Source organism: Bradyrhizobium sp. SZCCHNR1093, from assembly GCF_032381175.1.
GTDB lineage: Bacteria > Pseudomonadota > Alphaproteobacteria > Rhizobiales > Xanthobacteraceae > Bradyrhizobium.
Genome location: NZ_JAUHJJ010000005.1, coordinates 271,411 through 295,452, shown reverse-complemented (window position 1 = coordinate 295,452; position 24,042 = coordinate 271,411). Strand labels below are relative to the sequence as shown.

At 66.9% G+C, this 24,042-nt stretch carries 19 protein-coding genes; 10 read left to right on the top strand and 9 right to left on the bottom strand.

Going from position 1 to position 24,042, the window contains the following annotated elements:
* Window positions 1–61 precede the first annotated feature (61 nt).
* From QX070_RS19245 to QX070_RS19235, 3 genes are all read left to right on the top strand, one after another.
* The gene (locus QX070_RS19245; RefSeq protein ID WP_315738734.1) at window positions 62–1,549 is read left to right on the top strand and encodes a hypothetical protein; all 1,488 of its coding nucleotides are present in this window, start codon (window positions 62–64) and stop codon (window positions 1,547–1,549) included.
* Window positions 1,550–1,712: 163 nt separating this feature from the next.
* On the top strand, window positions 1,713–1,961 hold the full coding sequence (locus QX070_RS19240) for a hypothetical protein (protein WP_315738565.1): 249 nt from the start codon (window positions 1,713–1,715) through the stop codon (window positions 1,959–1,961).
* 575 nt (window positions 1,962–2,536) lie between these two features.
* Complete coding sequence (locus QX070_RS19235) at window positions 2,537–3,073, top strand: PRC-barrel domain-containing protein (RefSeq protein ID WP_315738564.1); 537 nt, start codon at window positions 2,537–2,539, stop codon at window positions 3,071–3,073.
* Between the two features lie 71 nt (window positions 3,074–3,144).
* Here the strand turns inward: QX070_RS19235 and QX070_RS19230 are convergent, their stop codons facing one another.
* The 4 genes from QX070_RS19230 to QX070_RS19215 all read right to left on the bottom strand — a co-directional run bounded on the left by QX070_RS19230 (window position 3,145) and on the right by QX070_RS19215 (window position 8,324).
* Window positions 3,145–4,557 (bottom strand): ATP-binding protein, encoded by a 1,413-nt coding sequence (locus QX070_RS19230; RefSeq protein WP_315738732.1) that lies wholly within the window; start codon window positions 4,555–4,557, stop codon window positions 3,145–3,147.
* 23 nt (window positions 4,558–4,580) lie between these two features.
* Window positions 4,581–5,321 (bottom strand): response regulator, encoded by a 741-nt coding sequence (locus tag QX070_RS19225; RefSeq protein WP_315717811.1) that lies wholly within the window; start codon window positions 5,319–5,321, stop codon window positions 4,581–4,583.
* Window positions 5,322–5,732: 411 nt separating this feature from the next.
* Entirely contained in the window at window positions 5,733–7,370 is a 1,638-nt protein-coding gene (locus QX070_RS19220; protein WP_315738563.1) for a DUF4403 family protein, read from the bottom strand.
* 255 nt (window positions 7,371–7,625) lie between these two features.
* Window positions 7,626–8,324, bottom strand: coding sequence for a L,D-transpeptidase (locus QX070_RS19215; protein WP_315738562.1), 699 nt, complete (start codon window positions 8,322–8,324; stop codon window positions 7,626–7,628).
* 356 nt (window positions 8,325–8,680) lie between these two features.
* On the opposite strand from QX070_RS19215, the gene QX070_RS19210 reads away from it, so the two are divergent.
* The 3 genes from QX070_RS19210 (at window position 8,681) to QX070_RS19200 (ending at window position 11,253) form a co-directional block, all read left to right on the top strand.
* Window positions 8,681–9,736, top strand: a complete 1,056-nt coding sequence (locus tag QX070_RS19210) for a glycosyltransferase family 1 protein (RefSeq protein WP_315738561.1) — start codon at window positions 8,681–8,683, stop codon at window positions 9,734–9,736.
* 50 nt (window positions 9,737–9,786) lie between these two features.
* Window positions 9,787–10,476, top strand: a complete 690-nt coding sequence (locus tag QX070_RS19205; RefSeq protein WP_315738560.1) for a class I SAM-dependent methyltransferase — start codon at window positions 9,787–9,789, stop codon at window positions 10,474–10,476.
* A 144-nt stretch (window positions 10,477–10,620) separates the two neighbouring features.
* A complete protein-coding gene (locus QX070_RS19200) occupies window positions 10,621–11,253 on the top strand; it encodes a hypothetical protein (RefSeq protein WP_315738559.1) in 633 nt (210 codons plus the stop codon).
* A gap of 275 nt (window positions 11,254–11,528) precedes the next feature.
* On the opposite strand, the gene QX070_RS19195 is transcribed toward QX070_RS19200, so the two are convergent.
* Entirely contained in the window at window positions 11,529–13,193 is a 1,665-nt protein-coding gene (locus QX070_RS19195) for an aminotransferase class III-fold pyridoxal phosphate-dependent enzyme (RefSeq protein WP_409998869.1), read from the bottom strand.
* Window positions 13,194–13,228: 35 nt separating this feature from the next.
* On the opposite strand from QX070_RS19195, the gene asd reads away from it, so the two are divergent.
* The 4 genes from asd to QX070_RS19175 all read left to right on the top strand — a co-directional run bounded on the left by asd (window position 13,229) and on the right by QX070_RS19175 (window position 17,180).
* On the top strand, window positions 13,229–14,104 hold the full coding sequence (gene asd / locus QX070_RS19190; RefSeq protein ID WP_315738558.1) for an archaetidylserine decarboxylase: 876 nt from the start codon (window positions 13,229–13,231) through the stop codon (window positions 14,102–14,104).
* A 115-nt stretch (window positions 14,105–14,219) separates the two neighbouring features.
* A complete protein-coding gene (locus tag QX070_RS19185; protein ID WP_315738557.1) occupies window positions 14,220–15,203 on the top strand; it encodes an NUDIX hydrolase in 984 nt (327 codons plus the stop codon).
* Between the two features lie 27 nt (window positions 15,204–15,230).
* Window positions 15,231–16,112 (top strand): DMT family transporter, encoded by an 882-nt coding sequence (locus tag QX070_RS19180; RefSeq protein WP_315738556.1) that lies wholly within the window; start codon window positions 15,231–15,233, stop codon window positions 16,110–16,112.
* Between the two features lie 174 nt (window positions 16,113–16,286).
* Window positions 16,287–17,180, top strand: a complete 894-nt coding sequence (locus QX070_RS19175; RefSeq protein WP_315738555.1) for a DUF3313 domain-containing protein — start codon at window positions 16,287–16,289, stop codon at window positions 17,178–17,180.
* 106 nt (window positions 17,181–17,286) lie between these two features.
* Here QX070_RS19175 and QX070_RS19170 read toward each other — a convergent pair whose 3' ends face one another.
* From QX070_RS19170 to QX070_RS19155, 4 genes are all read right to left on the bottom strand, one after another.
* The gene (locus QX070_RS19170) at window positions 17,287–18,561 is read right to left on the bottom strand and encodes a DUF2130 domain-containing protein (protein ID WP_315738554.1); all 1,275 of its coding nucleotides are present in this window, start codon (window positions 18,559–18,561) and stop codon (window positions 17,287–17,289) included.
* Window positions 18,562–18,671: 110 nt separating this feature from the next.
* Window positions 18,672–21,749 carry an efflux RND transporter permease subunit gene (locus QX070_RS19165; protein WP_315738553.1) on the bottom strand — a complete coding sequence of 1,026 codons (3,078 nt, stop codon included), beginning with the start codon at window positions 21,747–21,749 and terminating at the stop codon, window positions 18,672–18,674.
* Window positions 21,746–22,822, bottom strand: a complete 1,077-nt coding sequence (locus QX070_RS19160) for an efflux RND transporter periplasmic adaptor subunit (RefSeq protein WP_315738552.1) — start codon at window positions 22,820–22,822, stop codon at window positions 21,746–21,748. Before QX070_RS19160 ends, QX070_RS19165 begins: the two co-directional genes overlap by 4 nt.
* Window positions 22,819–23,940 carry an efflux RND transporter periplasmic adaptor subunit gene (locus QX070_RS19155; protein WP_315738551.1) on the bottom strand — a complete coding sequence of 374 codons (1,122 nt, stop codon included), beginning with the start codon at window positions 23,938–23,940 and terminating at the stop codon, window positions 22,819–22,821. The genes QX070_RS19160 and QX070_RS19155 overlap by 4 nt, the downstream gene beginning before the upstream one ends.
* Window positions 23,941–24,042: the final 102 nt, after the last annotated feature.

Genomic DNA, 24,042 nt, shown 5'->3' with positions numbered 1-24,042 from the left:
CGCGAATTATACCGTGCATGCTTGGCTGGCGGAGCAATTCCGCCAATGGGGCCATGCCGCGATGACGCTGTCCGTCACCCATACCGAAGCGACCGCCGGGCGCGCGCAGGCGCTGCTGCCACTATGGGTCGGCGCCGGCGTCTATGCGCTGCTGCTGATCTCCGGCAACCGGCTGCTCAACGATCCCGACACGTTGTGGCAGATCACGGTGGGGCAGTGGATCATCGACCACCGCGCGGTGCCCGAGGTCGACGTCTATTCCTTCACCATGCGCGGCGCGCCGTGGATCTCCACGCAGTGGCTGGCGCAGGTCGCCTATGCCGCAGCCTACAAGGCGGCCGGCTGGACCGGACCGGTGGTGCTGGCGGCGTCGGTGATTGCGCTGTCCTTTGCGCTGTTCGCGCGTGCGCTCGGCCGGCATCTGCGCGACAGCACGACATTGGTGTTCGTGGTCGCGGCGTTCCTGCTCTGCCTGCCGCATCTATTGGCGCGGCCGCATGTGCTGGCGTTTCCCATCCTGGTCGCCTGGATCGCCGGTCTGATCGACGCCGCCGATCGCAAGGACGCGCCGCCATGGCCGCTGGCGCTGCTGATCGCGCTATGGGCCAATCTGCATGGCGGCTTCGTGTTCGGCCTGTTCTTCATCGCGCCCGCCGCACTCGACTCGCTGGTCGATGCCGATGCCCCGGCCCGCCGCGGCCTGGCGCTGCGCTGGGCGGGGTTTGCGGCGCTCGCGCTGGCGGCGAGCTGCTGCACGCCCTATGGCTGGAACGCGCTGCTGGCGTCGCAGAAGATCCTGTCGCTGGGACAGGCGCTGCCGCTGATCGTGGAATGGAAGGCGACCGATTTCCAGGGCCTCGGCCCGTTCGAGATCTGCCTGCTGATCGCGATCGGGGTCGCGCTGTTCCACGGCCTCAGGCTGCCGCCGGTGCGCATCCTGATGCTGCTCGGCCTGCTGCACATGGCGCTGGCGCAGGCGCGCGCGGCGGAGATCCTGGCGCTGGTCGGCCCGCTGGTGCTCGCCGCGCCGCTGGCCCGGCAGGCGGGCGCGCTGCCCGTGCTGCCGCAGGCGCGCGCGTCGGGAGCCGCGCTGACGGCGGCGGTGATGCTCGCGCTCGGCGCCGGCACCATCGCATCGGCCTCGATCCTGAACTACACGCCGAACATGCGCGGCACCCCGGTCGCAGCCGTGACCGAGCTGAAGAAGCTCAACCTCACGCGGGTCCTCAACGACTATGATTTCGGCGGCTACCTGATCTCAGCCGGTGTCGCGCCGTTCATAGACGGCCGCACCGAGCTCTACGGCGAAAAGTTCTTCGTCGATCACAATGCCGCCTCCGGACTGATGGAGCCGGACAATCTGTTCCGCCTGCTCAAGGACTACGACATCGAGGCGACCCTGCTGCGCACGCAGAGTGCGGCGACCAAGCTGCTCGATCACGTCGACGGCTGGCAGAAGGTTTATGCCGACGATATCGCCACCATCCATCTGCGTAATCCAGGCGCCCGCCATGTCGCGGAACCGGCGGTCACTTCCGGAGGCAATTGAATCAAACGGATTGATCCCATCCTCGGATCCCATCCTCGTGAGGTCGGATGTCGCGCGGCATCCCGGCGCGTGCAAATCAGCCGCTGCGCGGCTATGATCCCGCCCGTCAGTTCGACAGCATGCCTGACTCATTCAAGAAGACTGAACAGAGAGGGAGCGCGTCATGGCCGTGAAGGCAGCCGACATCCAGTTTCGCAATTCCGACAACGCGCAATCCGCGATGCGCGTCCTCGACCTGCCGCGCAACAATCCCTGCGCCCAATGTGGCGAGCCGATCGCGCTGCCGGCCTGGGTCGAGAAGGATGGGCGGCGCACCGCCTATCTCTGGCACTGCCGTCTCTGCGACTATCGCTACGAGACCATCGCGTTCTATGCCGAGGCCGTCGATGAGGACGGCGCGATGGCCGCGTAGCTGATTCAGAATGCGCCGCTCTCTCGGAAATATCGAAGCTCGGAGTTTTCGTCGATTGACGTCCCGAATGAGATGGCCCTGACACAGTCGGCGGACAGGGCAATCTCCTATGGGTTGAGCCGTCGTGGCCCCCTGGTTCGAGACGCTCACCACGAGGGCTTGGATTTGTGAGGGCTTGGATCTTGCCAAGCAGCCCTCGTCCCGAGGAGCCCGCCGCAGGCGGGCGTATCGGGCTGCCAGCCTCTTCCAGATGCGATTGACCTGCGGGAGGTGAGCATCGAACCGCGTTGCGGGATCCGTGCTCGACGCGCGCAGCTCAACGAAGACCACCGACTCGCAGTCCTCTGCCGTGAGGGGCGGCTCCTCCGGTTGCACGGGCTCCCAGTCGAACGCTCTCCTCAAACGCGATTCCAGCTTCAGCTCGCCGGCCCGGCGCTCCCGAGTGTCACAAAGCGACGTTGTCGCGCTGCACCGAGGCGGCTTGTCGCGCAAAATGACGAAATCGTAGTTCCCACGGAACGCTGGGGGGCGGTTGCAGTTCTCTCGTCACCATACACATTGAGAGGAGACACCACATGGTGATGAAAACTGTTGCGGCCGGCCTCGCCGGTTCCCTGTTGCTCGCGACCGCGGCGTTTGCTGCGGAGAGCACCACCACGACGACCAGCACCACGATCCGCGCCGATACGACCGCGGCGTCGTATCAGGGCGACTGGCGCAGCTCGAAGCTCGTTGGCGTGAAGGTCTACAACAACAACAACGAGAATGTCGGCTCGATCGACGACCTGCTGGTCGACAAGAGCGGCGCGGTCAAGGGTGTCGTGATCGGCGTCGGCGGCTTCCTCGGCATGGGCGAGCACCTCGTCGCCGTCTCGTTCGATCAGATCAAGTTCTCGGATCAGCCGGTTCAGGCAAGCACTGCGTCGAATGCCCCGGCCTCCGGCACCACGTCGTCGACCACGCCGCCGGCCACGACCACGACTGGTGCGGCCACCGGCACTTCGTCCTCGTCGATGAGCTCCACGAAGAACCGCTGGTATCCCGATCACGCGATGATCAACGCGACCAAGGACCAGCTGAAGTCGATGCCCGAGTTCAAGTACTCCCAGTAACGGCATCGCCGACGAAAATAGCTGCTCGTCTCGATCGCGGCGCGCCCGGCTTGTCCGGGCGCGTTCGCGCGTCATGCTGCGGGGCGCAAGGTGGTCTGGCCGAGCGGCAGCTCGATGCGGGCGATCAGCCCGTGCGGCCTGCGATCGTGCAGCGACAGTTCGCCGCCATGAGCCTGGACGATCGCCTTCGCGATCGACAGGCCAAGCCCGAAGCCGGTGGCCTCGTCCATGTTGCGGGCATCGTCGCCGCGCACGAACGGCTCCAGCATGTCGGGCTTGCGCGCATCGGCGATCCCGGGTCCGTCATCCTCCACATCGATCGTCAGGCGCTTCCCCGACGCAGTTAACCTGATGACCGTTTCCTTGCCGTACTTCACGGCGTTCTCGACCAGATTGGTGACCGAGCGCATCAGGTCGTCGGGCCGCACCGTCGCCATTGCGTGCGCCGGGCCGATGTAGGTGACGCTGTGGCCGACGTCGGCGAACTGGTCGGCGACGAGCTGCAGGATGCTCGCGATATCGACCAGCGTCATCGGCTCGAGCTTGCGGCCGTTGCGCAGGAACGACAGCACCGAGCCCAGCATCGCATGCATCTGATCGAGATCGGCCAGCATGCGGCTGCGCTGCAGCTCGTCCTCGACGAACTCACAGCGCAGCCGCATGCGGGTCAGCGGTGTCCGCAGATCGTGGCTGATGGCCGCCAGCATCTTGGTGCGGTCGTTCATCAGCGCCGTGATGCGTTGGCGCATCCGGTTGAGAGCGCGCGCCAACGATCGGATCTCCTCCGGTCCGCGCTCGGGCAATTCCGGCGCATCGCCGTCGAGGCTGAAATTCTCGGCGGCCTTCGCGAAGCCCGACAGCGGCGATGTCAGTGCGCGCGCGGCCCACAGGCCGAGCAGCGTCATGCTGATCAGCGCGAACATGATCGTCGTCAGCCAGGGCGCACCCCAGAACGGCGGCCGGTGCGGCCGGTCGACCATTCGGGCCGAGACCATGTTGCCATCGGGCAGAGCGAAGATGACGGTGCGCGTCTGGGAGCCGGGCGGCGGCATGAAGATGCGATAGCCTGGGCCAAGGCCGTGAAAGCCGCCTGGACCGTGAGGCCGTCCGTCAGCCATCTCCGGAGGGGCCGGGCGGCGCTCGTCGCCACCGCTCCCGGCGCCGACGTCGGGGCCGGCCGGCTCGTGCAGGCGACCGGGATCACCCGGCAGAGGTCCCGCGTGAGGCTTGAGCTCGAACTCAGGATAGGCACGAGCGATGTCGGAGATCAGCCGAGGTCGTTCGGCAGCAGGGGCGCGGCCAAGAATGCGGATGGCCGTCGCGAGCTGAAACGGCCCGACCTCGTTTTCGGGGTCGGGCTGCTCGGCACGATAGATCAGGAACGTCGCCGTGATGATGGCATGGAGCGCCACGATCGAAATGGCCACCAGCGCCGTGATCTGGCCGCGGATTCCCTTGAGGTTGAGAAAGCCGAACGACATCATGACATCGCCATTCGATCCGATGGTCAATGGCTTTGCGGGCCGGTCACCACCTCGACGACGGGCGTGAACATGTAGCCGCCGGAGCGCACGGTCTTGATCATGGTGGCCTCCTGCGGGTCTGGCTCGATCTTGCGGCGGATGCGGCTGACCAGCACGTCGATCGAGCGCTCGAACGAGCCGGCGCTGCGGCCCTGCGTCAGGTCGAGCAGGCTGTCGCGTGACAGCACGCGGCCCGGCCGCTCGCAGAAGGTGCGGAGCAGATCGAACTCGGCGCTGGTCATCGCCACGCGCGCGCCCTCGGGATTGCGCAGCTCGCGCAGCCGGAAGTCGATCGTCCAGCCGAGGAAGCTCAGCGCGGTCGCGCCTTCGGTTGCGCTCGCCGTCATCGCGGCCGCCTGCCGGCGCAGCACCGCGTTGATGCGGGCGAGCAGCTCGCGCGGATTGAACGGTTTCGGCAGATAGTCGTCGGCGCCCATCTCCAGTCCGAGGATGCGATCGACGTCCTCGCCGCGCGCGGTGAGCATGATGATCGGCACTTGCGACTCCGCGCGCAGCTTGCGGCACAAGGTCAGGCCGTCCTCGCCGGGCAGCATCACGTCGAGGATCAGGAGATCGACACGGTGGTCGCCCATGATGCGGGTCATCTCGCGGCCGTCGGTCGCGGTGGTCACGTTGCAGGCATTGTTGCGCAGATATTTTGCGATCAGCGTCCGCGTCTCGCGGTCGTCCTCGACGACAAGAATGTGTGGTTGTGTCTGGGCCATACCGACAAGTGACCTAGAATCGCGGCGTTTTGCGAAGAATTTTGTTACGGAATGTTTCCTGCGACGGGCGCGCGGAAAGGGCCCGACGACATCTCTCTGCGCCGTGTTGCGGCTTTCGTGAGAGCGCGTCAAGCCCGCGCAGTGGCGGGAGCGCCACGGTCCCGTCTCGCGTCCGCGCCGCGCATGACGGCCCGGCTATGCGCTTGCGGATGATAATACCAGATCGGTCGTGAAGCGGAATGATGACGAAGCCGTCGATGCCTCGCGTCCGTCTATTTGTCGATCGCCAGACTAACGGCGCCATCCATTTGGCTTCCCATGTCCTGCTCCTGAAGTGGCCTCGGCCGTCGAGGATCACGAATTGCCGCCGGCTTCGGCAAGGCGTCGTCGTCCAGGCGTAGCAACGGGCCGTTACAGTCCTGGCAATGTATTGACTCGAACCGACATCGTGCCCTCCGCCGAGGCGATCACGCGCAGCACGGTGGCGTCGAAGGCGATGTCGGTCAAAGCGAGATTGTTGATGTCGGTATCGACGCGGATGCCGTTCTCGTTCTTCTGCAGCTCGGCGACCGCCGTGGCGATCTTGTCGCGGACGTTGTCGGCGAAAGGCTTGAGATCGACCACCGAACGTTCCAGCAGCGCGCGTTGCAGATGCGGCACCACGGCGCGAGCGGCGGCGCCGAGCAGGCCGAATGCCGCGTCGGATTCGACGGCGAGCTGCAGGTCGGACAGCCGCAGAATCTGCTGCGCCTGATCCACCATGGGGCGTCCCCAGATGTGCACGGTCGCATCGGCGCCGAAGCCGAAGAGGCTCTCCTTCTCCTTGCCCTTGACCTGCAGCGAGATCAGCAGCCGGTCGCCCGAGGGCACGACGGTCGCATGCTTGACGGTGACCGCGACCGGGCCGGAGCCGTCCTCAGGGAACGTCCGCCCCGCAAGTTGCGAATCGACGAGCTTGCTGAGCTCGGTGAAGGGGACGTCGATCGGAACCGCGACATTGATAGTTCCGGCGGTGGGCGGAATGATCGTAATCTTATCGGGGAACGGACACTCCGGCTTGGTCTCGGCCGCCGTGACCCGGGTCTCCGCTTCGATTCCCATGGTGACGCTGACTGCGTTGGCATCGATCGCGGGCTGCGCGGCCAACGCGCGCGTCGGCTTGATCTCGAGCCAGACGGCGGGCAGTCCGGGCGCGGTGCCCTGCAGCGGCACCGAGCGACAGGCGCGGGCCCATTGCGCCTGCGCCACGCGTCGGATGGTCGGGTCCTTGCGCAGCCTGTCGCTGAGCGCGCTGAGTTGCTCATTGACGGTCTTGTCGATGATCGGCTTCATCTGCGCCGGCACGTTGACGCGGGCACCCGCCACGGTCAGCGCGGTGTCGCCGAGATTGACCTGGGCGGCGAAATTCGGCTCGACATACCATGAGGCGGCGAGCCGCGGCCGCATCGCGATCAGGACGTTGCCCTTGATGTCGGCGGTGGCGTTCAGATTCTTGATGTTGATGCCGCCGATCTGCTTGGCGGCATCCGAGCCGAGCAGGCCGCCGATGGCATCGCCGAGCGCGCCGGTCGCCTTGGCGGACAGCGATCCGGTGACGTTCAGCCGGCCCGAGAGCGGCGTCGCCAGGGACAATGTGTCCTGGGTGCCGGTGGCGGCGATGACGCCGCGGGTGACGGTCCAGCCGATGTCGGCGTTCTGCAGGATCTGGTTGACGGGGTTGTCGGCCTTGCCGGAGAAGTTGCGCGGCGCGGCCTTTTCGGCGGCGTCACGAATCGCGCCGAGCGAGATCGACACAGGCGTCATGATGATCGAGTTGCGCGTGGCCGGCGGCAGCGGCGGCAGTTGGGTCAGTTGCGGCGCCGGCGTGCTGCCCGAGAACAGAAACACCTCCGCGATGATGATGCCGATCAGCACGACGGCGGCAAGGCCGGCGGCGCCGATCAGGATCATCCGCAGCCGGGGCGGCGAGCGCCGCCGTGGCTGCTGCGGTCTCGGAGCGAGCGGATGAGGTCTGCTTTGCCAATCCGGTCGCGGCGTCGGAAGATTCATGTCGGATCCACGGACTCCAGTTGCCACGGGCCGGCTCGTGCCGGAAGCGGCGAGATCGCGGTTAATGCAAGATTGCCGAGCTTACAGGGCCGGACGGAGGCGCGCCAGGGCAGCCGATGAAGCAGGCCACCATCAATCGGCCGTGATGGTGAATGGCGAAATGTGCGCAAAGAAATGACCGCCGCGGCTTTCGGGCCTCGGCGGTCCAGTCAGGGAGGATCCGGGAGAAGGAACGAGCAGTGCGGCCCGCGCAGGTCAGCGGGTCATGCGGCCGAGATCGGCGCGGCGCTCCATCGGCAGCACGATCACCTTGGCGCCGACGCCGACGCGGGAATAGAGGTCGATCACGTCCTGATTGGTCAGGCGGATGCAGCCCGACGACACATGCGTGCCGATCGTCTCGGGCGCGTTGGTGCCGTGAATGCGGTAGACGGTGCCGCCGAGATACATCGCGCGGGCGCCGAGCGGATTGCCGGGACCGCCGGCCATGTGACGCGGCAGATAGGGCTGACGCGCGATCATCTCCGGCGGAGGCGTCCAGTCCGGCCATTCGGCCTTCCTGGTCACCGACTGCACGCCCGACCAGGTGAATCCGTCACGGCCGACGCCGATGCCGTAGCGCATCGCCTGGCCGTTGCCGAGAACGTAGTACAAATACTTGTTTGGTGTGTCGATGATGATCGTGCCGGGCGCTTCGCGGGCCGCGTAGCTCACGACCTGGCGGCGCAGGCGCGGGGGCAACTCATAGGCGGTCGCCTCGTCCTCGCGCGGCGTGATCAGTTGCGGCGTCGTTGCCGGCGGCTCGTAGGTCGCCACTGGCGGCTGCAGCAGGAAAGGGAAGGGGAGCGGGGCCGGGGGCGCGGCCAGCGTCGGCGTTGTGGCAACGATCGTGCCGACGATCAGCGCACCGAACAGGATGCGGGATGGCGAACGGACTGTGCCTGGCGTGAACATGGACGTCCCCTTGTTTGATCGCTTGGTGCGCGCTGCCATTATCTCGGCCGGCGTCGTCAAAATCGGCTGCCTGTCATCATTCTTTGTGGCGCTTCGACCCACGCCTGATGCTGCAACTCATAGGGGAGAAAAGTTTCGTTGCGTTTGCGCGCTGCACGCAAAACGGTTTCGTCGGCTTAACCGTTTGTTTCATGACGGTTTCACGACAGCGCCTGTGCGACGCCGCCACGGATCGCGGGGAAAATAGCGGCGGGCGGGCAAAAAGACCCTCGACAGTTCGATGACGTCACACGCCTGAAATAACAATGTCGGAATTTGCGGCCGTTCAGAATCGCTGCAACTTTCCGGATCGCCTTATGCGGATCTTAATCGCAACCGACGCCTGGCACCCGCAGGTCAATGGCGTGGTGCGCACGCTCACCTCGCTGGCGCGCGCGGCCGCCGGCCTCGGCGCCGACATCACCTTCCTTACGCCGGAAGGCTTTCCATCGTTCGGTGTGCCCACCTATCCGGGCCTGCGGCTCGCCGTGACCAACGGCCGCGAGATCGCCCGGCGCATCGAGGCCGCCGCGCCGGATGCGATTCATATCGCCACCGAAGGCACGATCGGCTGGGCGGTGCGCCGCTACTGTCTGCGCCACGGCCTGCCGTTCACGACGTCCTACACGACGCGCTTTCCGGAATATGTCTCGGTGCGCACCGGCATCCCCGATGCCGTCGGCTACTGGGTGATGCGCCGCTTCCATGATGCGGCTGCGATGACCATGGTGGCGACCAATTCGCTGAAGCAGGATCTCGCTTCGCGCGGCTTCAAGAAGCTGGGCTTCTGGACGCGCGGTGTCGATACGAGACTGTTCAATCCGGATGAGCCTGTCACGCTCGATCTGCCGCGTCCGGTGTTCATGACGGTCGGCCGCGTTGCGGTCGAGAAGAACCTCGAGGCGTTCCTGTCGCTCGATCTGCCGGGCTCGAAGGTCGTGATCGGCAACGGCCCGCAGAAGGCGGAGCTGGAGCGCCGGTTTCCGACGGCGCATTTCCTCGGCGAGAAGACCGGCAAGGATCTGACCGCGCACATAGCCGCCGCCGACGTGTTCGTGTTTCCGAGCCTGACCGATACGTTCGGCGTGGTGCAACTGGAGTCGCTGGCCTGCGGCACGCCGGTCGCGGCCTTCCCCGTGACCGGTCCGCTCGACGTCATCGCCGATCATCCGATCGGGGCGATCGACTGGGATCTGCGCGCAGCATGTTTGAAGGCGCTGACGATGTCGCGGGAGACCTGCCGGGCATTTGCGCTCGACCGCTCCTGGGAGAACAGCGCGCGCCAGTTCATCGGCAATCTCGCCGTGCTGCAGCCGTCCCGCGTCGTGCGTCCGACCCCGGTGCTGGCCGGTCAGAGCGCCGTGCGCGGCTGACGGCAGATGTTGCGTCACTCCATCAATTCCAAACCAAGTGAGATGTAACGATGGCAGAAACCATGAAGCTCGACGGCGCGCGGGAGCTCGACTTCGATCGCGAGCAGGTCGAGCAGGCCTATGACCGCTGGGCACCGATCTACGACCTCGTGTTCGGCGGCGTGTTCGAGAAGGGTCGCAAGGCCGCGATCAGCGCCACCAACAAGCTCGGCGGCCGTGTGCTCGAGGTCGGCGTCGGCACCGGCATCTCGCTGCCGCTCTATGCGCCGCATGTGCGCGTGTTCGGCACCGACATCTCCGAGGCGATGCTCGGCAAGGCGATGCGCCGCGTCGCCGACCAGCGGCTCAAGAACGTCGAGGGCCTTGCGGTGATGGACGCGGAGCAGCTCGACTTCCCCGACGACTCCTTCGACGTCGTGATGGCGCAATATGTCGTCACTGCCGTTCCCAACCCGGAGGTCGCGCTCGACGAGTTCGCGCGCGTGCTGCGCCCGGGCGGCGAGCTGATCATCCTGACCCGCGTCAGCGCCGACGACGGCCTGCGCCGCGTCATCGAGCAGGCGTTGCAGCCGGTGGTCCGCCGTCTCGGCTTCCGCACCGCCGAGTTCGGCTGGTCGCGCTATCTCCGCTGGCTCGCCGGCGCCGAGCGCATGGAGCTGGTCGAACGCCGCCTGATCCCGCCGCTCGGCCATTTCTCGCTGGTCCGTTTCCGCAAGCTGGAGCGTGCCGCCGCGGCCTGAGCCGCGGCAGCCCTCTGCCGCCGCCGCGGCGTTCTCCGTAGTCCCCAACGTCTCGCTGCGTCCGATCGTGTGACATCTTGATGATGTCACACGATCTACACCGAATCCCTGTACACGACCTGCAACTCATTCTTCGGAGCAACCATGATCAAGCATTTCCTGGAGCAGCTGCGGATCCAGCGCTGGGACGACCACCGCTATTATCATCACAGCCGTATCAACCAGAGCCTCCACTTCGTCAGTGCGCTCAGCTTCATGATCGCCTACGTGATGATGATGTTCGATCCGCTGGCCTCGGCGCTGATCGGTTGGCTGGTGTCGATGACCTCGCGCCAGGCGGGCCACTTCTTCTTCGAGCCGAAGGGCTACGACCACGTCAACCAGGCGACCCACGAGCACAAGGAAGAGATCAAGGTCGGCTACAATCTGCAGCGCAAGGTCGTGCTGATGTCGATCTGGGCCGCGGCCCCCGTGGTGCTCTATCTTCAGCCGACCCTGTTCGGCCTGCTGTCGCCCTGGACCTCGGCGATGGATTTCGTGCGCGAGACCGCCAAGCTGTGGCTCGTGATCGGCATCGGCGGGCTGCTGTTCCGCACCGTGCACCTGTTCTTCATCCGTGACGTCGAAACCGGCCTCGTCTGGATGACCAAGATCATCACCGACCCGTTCAACGATTTCGTGCAGTATCGCTCGGCCCCGCTGGCGCTGCTGCGCGGCGAGCTGATCGACCCCGGCCTGCACCTGATGGGCGAGAGCCTCGAGGAGCAGCACGCCTGAGCCGGACGCTGCGTTTGAGTTGCGCGATGCCCGGGCCGGTCCCGGGCATCGGTGTTTGTGGGAAGGCCAAAGTGAGATCGATCGCGCCCGAAGCCGAAGCGGCGGTGCCACCCTCCCCTGGAGGGGGAGGGTCGACGCGCGCGCAGCGGGCGTCGGGGTGGGGTGATCTCTCCACGAGCACTGAACTGCGTCGAGAGATCACCCCACCCCGCCTCACGCGCCGCTGCGCGCCCCGTGAAGCGACCCTCCCCCTCCAGGGGAGGGTGGCAGCGAGCTCAGCGTCTGACCACGGCGCCGAGCATCTCTTTCAGGATCTGGCGCTTGATCGCCTTGTTGGTGAGGGTGCCGTCGTTCCACCACCAGCCGTCCTGCTTCATCTTCTCGGCTGCCGTGACGAAGCGCCTGGTCACCTCGGCAAAATCGGCGTCGGTGTAGTTCAGGCTGAAGATGAAGCGGCCGGTACCGACCCAGCTCAGCGCCAGGCCCTCGGCACGCAGGTAGTATTGCAGCATCCAATTGTAGCGCGACGGCACGGTGTACTCGACCAGCCAGATCGAATGCATATTGGAGACGCGCACCGGCAGCTCGTGCTCGGCCAGTGCGGCGTTGAGTTGCGCGGCGCGGCCGTTCCAGGTCTCGTCGAGGCCGTCGTAGATGGCACGGAAGTTCGGGCTGTCGAGCCGGCTCAGGAACTCGTCCATTGCCGCCATCACGTAAGGATGCGAGTTGAAGGTGCCGCGGGCGAAGCAGATGTCGGCCGGGCGGTCGTCGCGGAAGCGGCGCATCAGCTCGCGCTTGCCGCAGACCACGCCGATCGGCAGGCCGCCGCCGAGGCTCTTGCCGTAGGTCACCATGTCGGCTGCGACGCCGAAATACTCCTGGGCGCCGCCCGGCGCGAGCCGGAAGCCGAGGAACACCTCGTCGAACAGCAGCACGATGCCGCGCTCCGTGCAGACCTCGCGCAGCTGCTTCAGCCAGGCGGTGTAGGCCGCGCGGTCGTAGCGGCCCTTGCGCGAGGAGTCGACCAGCGCGGAATCGCCAGGCGCATTGCCGTTCGGATGCAGCGCCTGCAGCGGATTGACCAGCACGCAGGCGATGTCGCGCCGCGTGCGCAGGACGTGCAGGGTGCGCTCGGACATCTCGGCCAAGGTGTAGGTCTCGTGCGGCGCGATCGGATTGCCGACGCCGGGCTGCACGTCGCCCCACCAGCCGTGGTAGGCGCCGGCGAAGCGCACCAGATGGCTGCGGCCGGTGTGGTAGCGGGCGAGCCGCACGGCTTGCATCACCGCCTCGGTGCCGGACATGTGGAACGAGACCTCATCCATGCCGGACAGCTCGGTCAGGCGCTTCACGTTGTCCGCGACGACCGGATGATAGAGCCCGAGCACCGGGCCGAGCGCGCTCGCCCGCCGCTCGGCGGCCGCGATGCACTCCTTGTAGAAGTCGTAGCCGAAGATGTTGACTCCGTAGGAGCCGGTGAGATCGTAGAACCGGTTGCCGTCGAGATCGGTCAGGGTCACGCCGGAGGAGGCCTGCATGAACGAGCCGGCGCCGAGCTGCTCCTTGACCAGCCGGCTGTACTGGAACGGCACGCGGTAGGACTGCGTGAACTGCAGATCGGAGATGCGGCTCGCGGCTTCCGCCGTCAGCGCGCGGCTCTTGGCGAACTTCTCCTGGAACAGCGTGCCGAGCCGGAAGAAGCCATCCTGCCGCCGGGTCGCGACATCCGGCGGAGCGCCGTCGGAGCGGAAGAAGTCGTCGATGTCGAACTCATAGCGCGGGATCAGCTTCGAGATCCGGCGCGACATCTTGGAATGGCCGGCCAGCGAGCGGTGCTTGGCGCGCGACAATTCGATGCGGGCCTTGACCTTCGGGGCGACGGCGGCCGTCACGGCAGCGCCAACGGCGAGCGATACATAAGGAATCGAGTTTTCCATCATGTCCACCAGCGCTAACCCCTCCTGCTGACAGATTCATGACAGTCAAAAGCCTGATCGCCTCCGTCACCCAACAGGAAGACCTCAACTTCCTGCTCACCAACCGCGTGCCGCGCGCCGCGCTGACCCGCTTCATGGGCTGGTTCTCCAAGATCGAGACTCCGCTCGTCCGCGACGCCTCGATCGCGCTGTGGAAGCTGTTCTCCGACCTCGATCTCTCCGAGGCCAAGGAGAGCCGCTTCAAGAGCCTGCACGCCTGCTTCACGCGCGAGCTGAAGCCGGGCCTGCGGCCGTTCGATCCCGATCCCGCCATGGTCACCAGCCCGTCCGACGGCATCATCGGCGCCCACGGCCTGATCAAGGACGGCGAACTCTATCAGATCAAGGGCGCGCCTTATTCGCTGCGTGATCTGGTCGCCGATCCCGCCGTGGTCGAGACCCATCGCAACGGCTGCTTCGTCACCTTGCGCCTCACCTCGAGCATGTATCACCGCTTCCACGCGCCGGCCGACATGACGATCGAGCATGTCAGCCTGATCCATGGCGACGTCTGGAACGTCAATCCGATCGCGCTGAAGCGGGTCGAGCGGCTGTTCTGCAAGAACGAGCGCGCGGTGATCCGCACCCATCTCGCTTCCGGCGAGCCGCTCACGATCGTGCCGGTCGCCGCGATCCTGGTGGCGAGCATCCGCCTGCATGCGCTGGACCGCGTATTGAACGCGCAGACCGAGCGGCCGCTCGCCTACACCTGTAACAACAATGTGCGCAAGGGCGACGAGCTCGGCTGGTTCGAGCATGGCTCGACGATCATCCTGCTCGCGCCCGGCGACTTCACGTTCTGCCCCAATGTGACGGAAGGCGCCCGCATCCGCGCCGGACAGCCACTGTGGCGCAGGCGCGTCGCCGCCGGATGAATGTCAGGTCCACGCTTGCGGAATCTCGATTTCGTCGTTGCGCAGTCCTATATCGGAGCGTTCAACTGGCGAATCGGACCGCGGGAGTTGCGGTCGTTGCGGCTCGGGAGAGGCGATGGCGAGAGCGCCGATCATGGCGGCAGGTGGCATCGTGCTGCGGCGGGAACAGCCGCCGCGCATCGCGGTCGTGCGCCTGCGCAAGCGCGACGAATGGGTGCTGCCCAAGGGCAAGCTCGACGACGGCGAGACGCCGCGCGACGCTGCCAAGCGCGAGGTGCTGGAGGAAACCGGCCACAAGGTCACCGTGCACGAGTTCCTCGGCACGTTGGTCGTCGACACCGGCACGCGTTCCAAGGTCGTGCATTACTGGCGCATGGAAGCGGCCGACGAGCCGTCGCAGCCGCTGATGGACGACGTCCGCGCCGTCGACTGGCTGCTGCTCGATGCCGCGGTCGCGCGGCTGTCGCGCGATCATGAAAGGACGTTCCTGGAGATGGTCGGGCCCTACGCGCTGGCCGGACTGATCCGCAAGACCAGGGCGAAGCCGGCGCCGGAGGTGGCCAGAACGGTGGAAAAGACCCCGGCGGCAGCTGAAAAGATCGTGGCGGAGAAGGCCGCCGTCGCCGAAAAGTCTGCCGTGGCGAAGAAGCGCCGCAGCCGCGTCAGCGAGCCGCCTGCGCCGCCTGCAGAGATCGCCGTCGTCACCGCAGCCGAGCACGACGCGCCCGCGCCGGAGATCGCACCAACGCCGGCAGCGGCGGCGCCGGAGGCTCGGCCGGACCGGTCGGAGACGGAGGTGCTGTCCGAGGTCGGCGCGACGATCGCGCCGCAGCCCGCCGAGGCGGAGCGCGTGCCCGAGGATGTCGAGCGGGTGGAAGCTGTCGTGGCCGCGATCAAATCGCTTGTTCCGGACCGTCCGGCGACGCGTGGCGGCGCAGCCGGCGCCGTGCCGACACGAGAGACGGGCATCTCCGAGCCGCAGCCTTCCGATGCGGATCGCGAAGCTGCCGATGATCCGGTCGGCAACGGGACATCGGCGGGAGAGCCGCGCCTCACCTTGGCCCAGAAGATGCGCGCCTGGCTTGGCCGTGCCGCGTGAGGTGTTCGGCCGACCGGCGTGCCGCCGATGATGCTTCACGATCTGGCCGCGCTGGCGGCCGCTTTCAGCATCGCCGTCAGCAACATCATCGCGCCGTCGGCCGTCCGCCAACTCGGTCCCGTCAGGTTCAACGCGATCCGCCTTGCGGCGGCGCTCTTGAGCATGCTGGCCTTGGTGACGCTGCGAGGCCACTGGGCCGCGCCGTCCGGTGATCAGCTGCTGATGCTGGCAGCATCGAGCCTGCTCGGCGTCGTCGTCGCGGATTCCTGTTTCTATGCGGCGCTGGCCCGGCTGGGGCCGCGCCTGACCGCCGTCGTCTACGCCAGCTGGGCCGCATTCGCGGCCGTGCTCGGCTATCTCCTGCTCGGTGAGACGCTGTCCACGATCAAGATGACGGGCGTGGGGTGTATCGTGAGCGGCGTGTGGGTCGCGATCGTCTTTCGACAGCCTGTCGCGGTCGCTCAGGAAGCGCACGGCTCGGTCGGAGCAGGTTTGTTGTTCGGTCTGGCGGCCGCGCTGTTCGCGGCGGCCGCTGTCCTGATGGCGCGTCCTGTGATGGCCGCGGGTCTGGATCCGGCATTGGCCACGTCAATTCGCGCTGCGATCGGATTGGCTGCTTTGGTCGCCTTGTCCGTCATGCCGCGTTTCCGCAGCTCGTTCGCAGTGGATCGATCGGTCGTCATGCGGTCCGCGCTGAGCGGTGTGCTCGGGATGGGCGTCGGCATGACACTCGTCTTGTTTGCGCTGACCAGCCGGCCCGTCGGGATCGTCTCCAGCCTGTCGTCGACGACCCCTGTCATGATCCTGCCGCTGCTGTGGTGGAGCACCGGGCTCAGGCCCGCGCCGGCCGCCTGGCTGGGCGCCGTCCTGGCCGTGTCGGGCGTCGTCGCCATCACCAGCGGATTTTGAGTCCGCCGGCGCAGGTGGCGGACCGCGGACGCGCTTGCCGCACTCTCTCCTTGGTTGGTGGCGTTGCGTAACATCTCTCCATGCTTCCGCCCCACGCTGTCCGGATTTTCCTAGGAGAAACATGGCGCCGCTCGCGAGGGGCGCGCAGATTGGTCGGCGTGAGGCGGTCCGGGCATGGTCGAAATCGACGTCGCGGCTTTCGTGAGATCATGCACCCCGGCCACCATCCGCCTGGCGATGCTGTGCGCGGCCCTCGGCCTGTCGGGCTGCGCCACCGCGCCGATGACGCAGAGCGGCGCGCTCGCATCCTATCAGTCGCTGGCGGAATCGAACGGCGTGCTCGCCAAGTCGCTGCTCAACGTCGACAAGGACAATGTGCTCGCGGCGCAGACCGTGCGTATCATGCCGACAACCTTCTCGGGCCAGGCCGGCGCGGTGCTGACGGACCAGCAGCGGCAGCTCGTCGCCAACGCCGTCGACCGCGCGCTGTGTCTCAACCTGAGCGAACGCTTCACGGTCGTGGCGCCCAATCAGAGGGCCGATTTGACGACGCGCACCTTCATCACCCAGGCGACGCCGACCGATCCGGTTGCCGCCGGGGCCTCCAAGGTCGTGTCGGCCGTGCCGGGCGCGCTCGGCGTTCCCGTTCCGGTGCCGCGGCTGCCGATCGGGCTCGGCAGTCTCACGATCGAGGCTGAGGCGCTCGACCGCAAGGGCCGGCAGCAGGCCGCAATGGTATGGGCGCGCGGCGCCAATTCGTTCACCAACTCGCCGGTGCTGTCGCAGGCCGGCGATGCCTACGATTTGGCAGGTTCGTTCAGCGCCGATTTCGGCCAGATGCTGGTGACCGGCGAGACCCCGTTCGGCAAGGTGCCGAAGCTGCCGTCGATCGAACGGATCGGCGCGGCGCTCGGCGGCAAGCCGAAGAATGCGGCATGTGAGGCGTTCGGCAGGGATCCTGGAGTCATCGGCATGGTCGCCAACCGTCTGGGCGCACCGCCGGAATGGGTCGACAAGGGTGCTGTGCAAAGGGACGCGCAGGCGAGCACACAGATGGCGAAGCAGTAGCGGCCATCTGCATCCGCATGCCATGGGAATGCGAGACGCGGCCGCGTAGGAAAGCATAGGCGCGGTGCGGTGCTGGCACACCTCGGATCGGCGCGGCCGGCGCGCGCTACTCCGCCGCCTCGCTCTTGCCCTCGATCAGCAGCACGTCGAGGCTCTCGATCTCCTGCATCGCCCGGCCGGCGATGCCCTGCAGGTCGCCATACAGTCCCGCCGTCGAATCCAGCACGCCGCGCAGTTGCTCCTCGCGCTTGGCCCAGAGCCGCATCATCGTCTTGCGCTCGCGGTCGAGGTCCGATTGCATCTCGGTGAAGCGCTCGACGATGGCGTCGATGCGGTGGCGGAAGCGGGGGCCCGTGAGATAGGCGTAGACCATCTCCATCTTGGTCTGCTGGCCCTCCTGCGCGAGCTTGCTGCAGGCGACGTCGATCAGCGACTGCCGCAGTGCCAGCGACAGTGGCAGCGCGAAGCGCGGCTCGGCGACCCAGACGCCGTCGATCAGGTCGAAGCCGTCGACCCCCTTGGGCAGCGCGCTCGAGACGATCAGCGCGATGTCGGCCTTGGCGGCGCGCAGGTCGTCGCGCAGCTTCACCAGCCAGCCATCGCTCCAGTTCTTGGTGCGCTTGGATTCCCACAGGATCGCCCCGCAGACCTGGCCGCTGGGGGCCACGACCCGATGGATCACGTCGCCGCCGAACTCGCCCTTCGGCACCGGCTCGACCAGGTCGCGGGGGAAGCGCGCGCGCAGTTGTGACTCTAGCTCGATCTCGAGCGCCTCGCCCTGCAGCTGCTGCGAGCCCTGCTCGGCCTTGCGGCGGAGCTCCTCGATCTGGCGCTGCATGCCGGCGATCTGGGTTTCCTTCTCGGCGACCTTCGCCTTCAGTCCTTCCTCGGCCTCGAGCCGCGCCTTGTCGCGCACGGCGACGAGACTCTCCTGCACCTTGGTCTCGATGGTGAGATCGAGTTCGCGGCGGGCCTCGTCGAGCTCGCGCTGCTTGCGCATCATCTCGGCCTGCGCCTTCTGGGCGTCGGCGAGCTTGGCGTCCTTGCTGACGATGGCCTCATGCAGCTCGGCGAGCTGGCGGTCGCGGTTGCCCATTTCGTCCGCAACGGCCTGGCGCGCCTTCGCCGCCTCGGCTTGCGCGATCGCGGCGCGCTCGGCCTTCAGCTTGACAGCGACCTGCTGATCGATCGCGGCCTTGGCCTGCGCGATCTGCTCCTGCGCCGCCTTGAGCTGCGCCTCGCGGCGGCCGAAATCGGCTTCCTTCGCCTGCAGCTGCTTTTCGAACTGCCGGCGCGTCTCCGCGATCAAGGGCGCTGCGAGCTGCTCGGTCAGCTTGATCTCGGTGCGGCAGGAGGGGCAGACGATCTGAGGATCGGTCATGATTCGCATCCTTCCATGAAGGCCGAATCTAACCGGCCGCCGCGTGGCGTTTAACCCACGCGGACGGCTTATCCCATGCAATTATCTGCGATTCCCCGCCATTCGGCGTCTTACGCGCCGTGCGGCGTGGCCTCCGGAGCCGCGGTGTTGTCCGGCGCCTTGATGCGGAACCAGGCGACGTAGAGCGCCGGCAGGAACAGCAAGGTCAGCACTGTGCCGACGATGATGCCGCCCATCATCGCATAGGCCATCGGGCCCCAGAACACCTCGCGCGCGATCGGGATCAGCGCCAGCGAGGCTGCGGCCGCCGTCAGCATGATCGGCCGCATGCGGTGCTCGGTCGCCTCCATCACGGCCTCCCACGGCGGCCGTCCTTCTTCGCGCAGATGCTCGATCTGCACGATCAGGATTACCGAGTTTCTGATCAGGATGCCGATCAGCGCGAGCACGCCGAGGATGGCGACGAAGCCGAGCGGCGCGCCGCTCGGCAGCAGCGCCGCGACGACGCCGATCAGGGCCAGCGGCGCCACCGCGAACACCAGGAACAGACGCTGGAAGCTCTGCAACTGCAGCATCAGGATGGTGGCCATCGTGAACAGCATGATCGGGACGACCGCGATGATCGGCGCCTGGCTCTTGGCGCTCTCCTCGACGCTGCCGCCGGTGACGACCTTGTAGCCGGCCGGAAGCTTGGCGTCGAAGGCCGCGATCGCCGGCTTGAGCTGATCGACGACTGTGTTGGGCTGCACCTGATCGATCACGCTGGCCTTCAGGGTCAGCGTCGGCTGCCGCGAGCGGCGCCAGATCTCCGGCTGCTCGATCTGGTAGCGCAGGGTCGCCAGCGCCGCGAGCGGGATCGACTGGCCGTTCGATCCGGACAGCTGCAGATCGCGCAGCGTCTCCAGCGACTGTCGTTCCTTGGCCTGGGCGCGGCCGCGAACGTCGATCAGATAGATGTCGTCGCGCACCTGGGTGATCGAGGTGCCGTCGAGCACGCCGTTCAGCGCGTTGGCGATGTCCTCCGAGGTGACGCCGAGCTGGCGCGCCTTGTCCTGCAGCACGTCGACTTTCACGACGCGCGCCGGCTCCATCCAGTCGAAGATGACGGCCCCGAGATGGCTGTTGCCGCGCAGGACGCCGGCCAATTCCTGCGCGATCTCGCGCACCTTGGCCACATCGGGCCCGCTGACGCGATACTGCACCGGGCGGCCGACCGGCGGGCCGATGTCGAGCAGATGCACATAGGCGTCGGTGCCGGGGAACGTCTTGGTCAGATAGGCCTGCAGCTTGGCGCGGGCACGGTCGCGCGCCTCGAGGCTCTTGGTGACGATGATGATCTGGCCGAACGACACGTCGGCCGGCTGCACGTCGAACGACAGCACGAAGCGCTGCGCGCCGGAGCCGACATAGGTCGACCAATGGTCGATGTCGGGATCGCCCTTCAGCGCCTCCTGCTCGAACTGCGCCATCTGCGCATTGGTCTCGGCGATCGAGGAGTTCTGCGGCAGGTTGAAGTCGATGACGAGCTCATTGCGGTCGGAGGAGGGGAAGAACTGCTGCTGCACGAAGCGCATGCCGAACACGGAGAGGCCGAAGATCAGCACCGTGGCGATGATCGTGATCCAGCGGTGCCGCATGCAGGCATTGAGCATGGCGCGGAAGATCCGCGTCAGCCGGCCGCCTTCGGCATGATGACTCGGCAAGGTCGCGGGCAGAATGGAGACGCCGAGCAGCGGCGTGAACAGCACGGCGACGATCCACGACACGACCAGCGACACCGCGATCACGACGAACAGCGTGAAGGTGAACTCGCCGGCGGCGCTGTTGTTGAGGCCGATCGGAATGAAGCCGGCGACCGTGACCAGCGTTCCCGTCAGCATCGGGAACGCGGTCGAGGTGTAGACATAGGTCGCTGCCTTGCGCAGGCTGTCGCCCACTTCGAGCCTCGCCACCATCATCTCGACCGCGATCATGGCGTCGTCGACCAGGAGGCCGAGCGCAATGATCAGCGCGCCCAGCGAGATGCGCTGCAGGGATATGCCCGTGTAGTTCATGAACAGGAAGGTGATCGCGAGCACCAGCGGGATCGAGATCGCGACGACGAGGCCCGCGCGCACGCCGAGGCTGACGAAGCTGATCGCCAGCACGATGATGACGGCTTCGTACAGTGCCTTGGTGAAGCCGCCGACGGCTTCCTCGACGATCTTGGGCTGGTCCGAGACGAGATGCACGCCGACGCCGACCGGCAGGTCGGCCACGACCTTCGCCATCTCCTCCTTCAGCGCCTCGCCGAAGTCGAGCAGGTTGGCGCCCGCCTTCATGCCGATGGCAAGCCCGATCGCCGGCTGGCCGTTGAAGCGGAACAGCGACGTCGGCGGGTCCTCATAGCCGCGGGTGATGGTGGCGACGTCGGTGAGCGGAAAGAAGCGGTCGTTGATGCGCAGGTTGATCGCCTTGAGGCTTTCCTCGGAGGTGAACTGGCCGGAGACGCGCACGGCGACGCGCTCGGGGCCGGCCTGCAGCACGCCGGACGGCGACACCGCGTTCTGCGCCTGCAGCGCGGTCAGGATGGTGCGCTGGTCGATACCGAGCGCGGCCACCTTGCGTGGCGAGAATTCGAGATAGATCACCTCGTTCTGCGCGCCGACGATGTCGACGCGGCCGACATTGGGCACGGTCAGCACCTTGGCGCGGACCTCTTCGACGCGGTCACGGAGCTGGCGCTGGCTCAGCCCGTCGCTGGTGAAGGCGTAGATGTTGCCGAACACGTCGCCGAAGCGGTCGTTGAATCCCGGCCCGATCACGCCGGACGGAAAGTCGCCCTTGATGTCGTTGATCAGGTTGCGCACCTGCAGCCAGGTCGGAACGACATCGCGCGCCTTGGTCGTGTCGCGCAGGTTGACGAACACGGTAGTCTGGCCGGGCACGGTCAAGCTCTTGGTATAGTCGAGCGCCGGCAGCTCCTCGAGCTTCTTCTCGATGCGGTCGGTGACCTGGCGTGTCATCTCCTCGGCGGAGGCGCCGGGCCACTTGGCCTGGATCAGCATCGTCTTGATGGTGAATGACGGATCCTCCTCACGGCCGAGATGCAGGTAGGAGTAGAGACCCGCGGCCATGAACGCGATCATGAAATACCAGACGAGCGAGCGGTGCTCGAGCGCCCAGTCGGAGAGGTTGAAGGACTTCACGGCTGAGATTCCTGATCGATGCGGACGGACTGGCCATCCTTGAGACTGTGCACGCCGGCGGTGACGACGCGCTGTCCGGCGTCGAGGCCGCCGGTGACGCGGACGCTGCCGTCCTCGTTCCTGGCGATCGTGATTTCCTGTCGCTTGACGGTCTTACTGGCCGCATCGATCAGCCAGACGAAGCTCTTGTCGTTCTGCTCCAGCACGGCCGAGCGCGGCAGCCGGATGACGGTCTTCTGCTCGGTGTCCAGCGTGGCGGTCACGGTGGTGCCGAGGCGCATGATCTCCGGCGGGTTGTCGAGCGTGATGCGGATGCGGCGCGTGCGCGTCGTGGCATCGGCGCGCGGCGCGATCTCGCGGACCTTGCCTGCCGCGCTGACGCCGGGATCGACCTGGAGCCGCACGGTGAACGGCGTGCCGGCCTGCAGGCCGCCGGCGATGTCGTCGCCGACATCGATGACGGCTTCGCGGACGTCGGGCCGCGCGACGGTGACGACGCTCACGCCCGGCGAGACGACCTGTCCGACTTCCGCGCCGACCGCGGTGACGATGCCGGCGAAATCAGCCTTGAGCTGCGCGTAGCCGAGCTGCTCGCGCGCCTTGGCGAGGTTGGACTGCGCCTTGACGACGGAGGCCTGGGCGGCTGCACGCGACTGCTCCGCGCTCTCCAAGGTCGCCTTGGTGGTAGCGTCGGTTTCCAGCAAGGTGCGCTGCCGGCCTTCGGTGCCGGTCGCATTGGTCAGTTGCGCCTGGCTGCGCGAGACCTCGGCGGCCGAGGCACGCACGGCGAGCTCGAGCGCGGCGGGATCGATCGCCGCGACGACCTGGTCCTGCTTGACCATGTCGCCGACATAGACGGGCCGTGCGATCAGCCGTCCGAGCACGCGGAAACTGAGATCGGCCTTGTAGCGCGGCTCGATCGTGCCGGTGACGGCCGAGCCGTTGGCCGCCTGCGGCTCAATCTTCATCGACAGCACTGGCCGGACCGGCTCGGGAGCGGCGGCCTTTTGGTTGCAGCCGGCGAGCAGGGCGAGCGCGCCGAGCGGAAGAACACAACGCATCGGCGTCATCACGACCGCTTCTCCTCGTTGAATGTGATCTGTTGTCCGACGCTGAGCAGCTTGCCGCCATCGGTCACGACGCGATCGCCGGGCTTCAATCCGGCCGAGACGACGATCGCGCCGGTCTCGTAATCCTCGATCGTGATCCGCTTCAGCGACACGGACTTGTCGGCGGCATTGACCAGCCAGACCGCCGGCGTCTTGCCTGCGGCCGTCAGCGCGCTCCATGGCAGCACGATGCGCTGCTCCGGCTTGATGAAGCCGGTGGCGCTGACGGCGCTGCCGAGGGTCATCTCAGGTGGCGGAGTCTCGATCGCGATCTTGACGCGGACCGTGCCGGACTTCGGATCGATGGTCGGCGAGACCTCGCGCACCGTGCCCTTGGCGGTGACCGAGGGATCCGACAGCAGCGAAAGCGCCACCTTGCTGTCGTCGAACTTGAGCGACAGCGCGGCCTCGTAGACGTCAATCACGGCGTCGCGGGCGCCGTCATGGGCCAGCGTGAACACCGACTGCGCGGCCTGGGCAACCTGGCCGACCTCGATGTTGCGCGCGGTGATGGTGCCGTCGGCATCGGCGCGCAGCTCGGTATAGGTCAGGGCGTCCTTGGCCGTGCCCAGCTGCGCCTTGGCGGACTCCAGCGAACCCTCCGCCGTGCGCAGCGTCTCCTGGGCCTGGTCGAAGGTCGCCCGTGTCGTGAAGCCGCTCGACAACAAGGTCTGCTGCCGGTTGAAGTTGGAGGTCGCGACCTTGACCTGCGACTCCGCAGCCGTCACGGCGGCCTCCGCGGAATCGAGATCGGCCTGCTGCTCGGCCGGGTCGATCTTGGCCAGCAACTGGCCGGCCTTGACGTGCGCGCCGACCTCGACCAGCCGCTCGGTGACGCGGCCACTGACCCGGAACGACAGGTCCGCGAGCACGCGCGCCTGGACGTCGCCGGTCAGCGTGATCGATTGTCGCCGCTCCGACAGCTTGACCACCTCGGTCCGCACCAGCCGGGATGGCGGCGCCGTTGCGGCCGTCTTCTGCTCGCAGCCGGCCAGCAGCAGGCCAATGGCAGCACAGCCGGTCACGGCCAGCAGGCGTGAGCCCGACGTCCGAAGGAAGGGGAATCCTGCGAATGGAGACATGGTCGTATCTTCGGCTCGGTTGGGTGGTGACGGTCGTCCCTGTCCCGCCGCGCATGCGCGCCGGATCAGAAGCGCCTAGTCGGTCGCAAGCAGCCCGCAGAA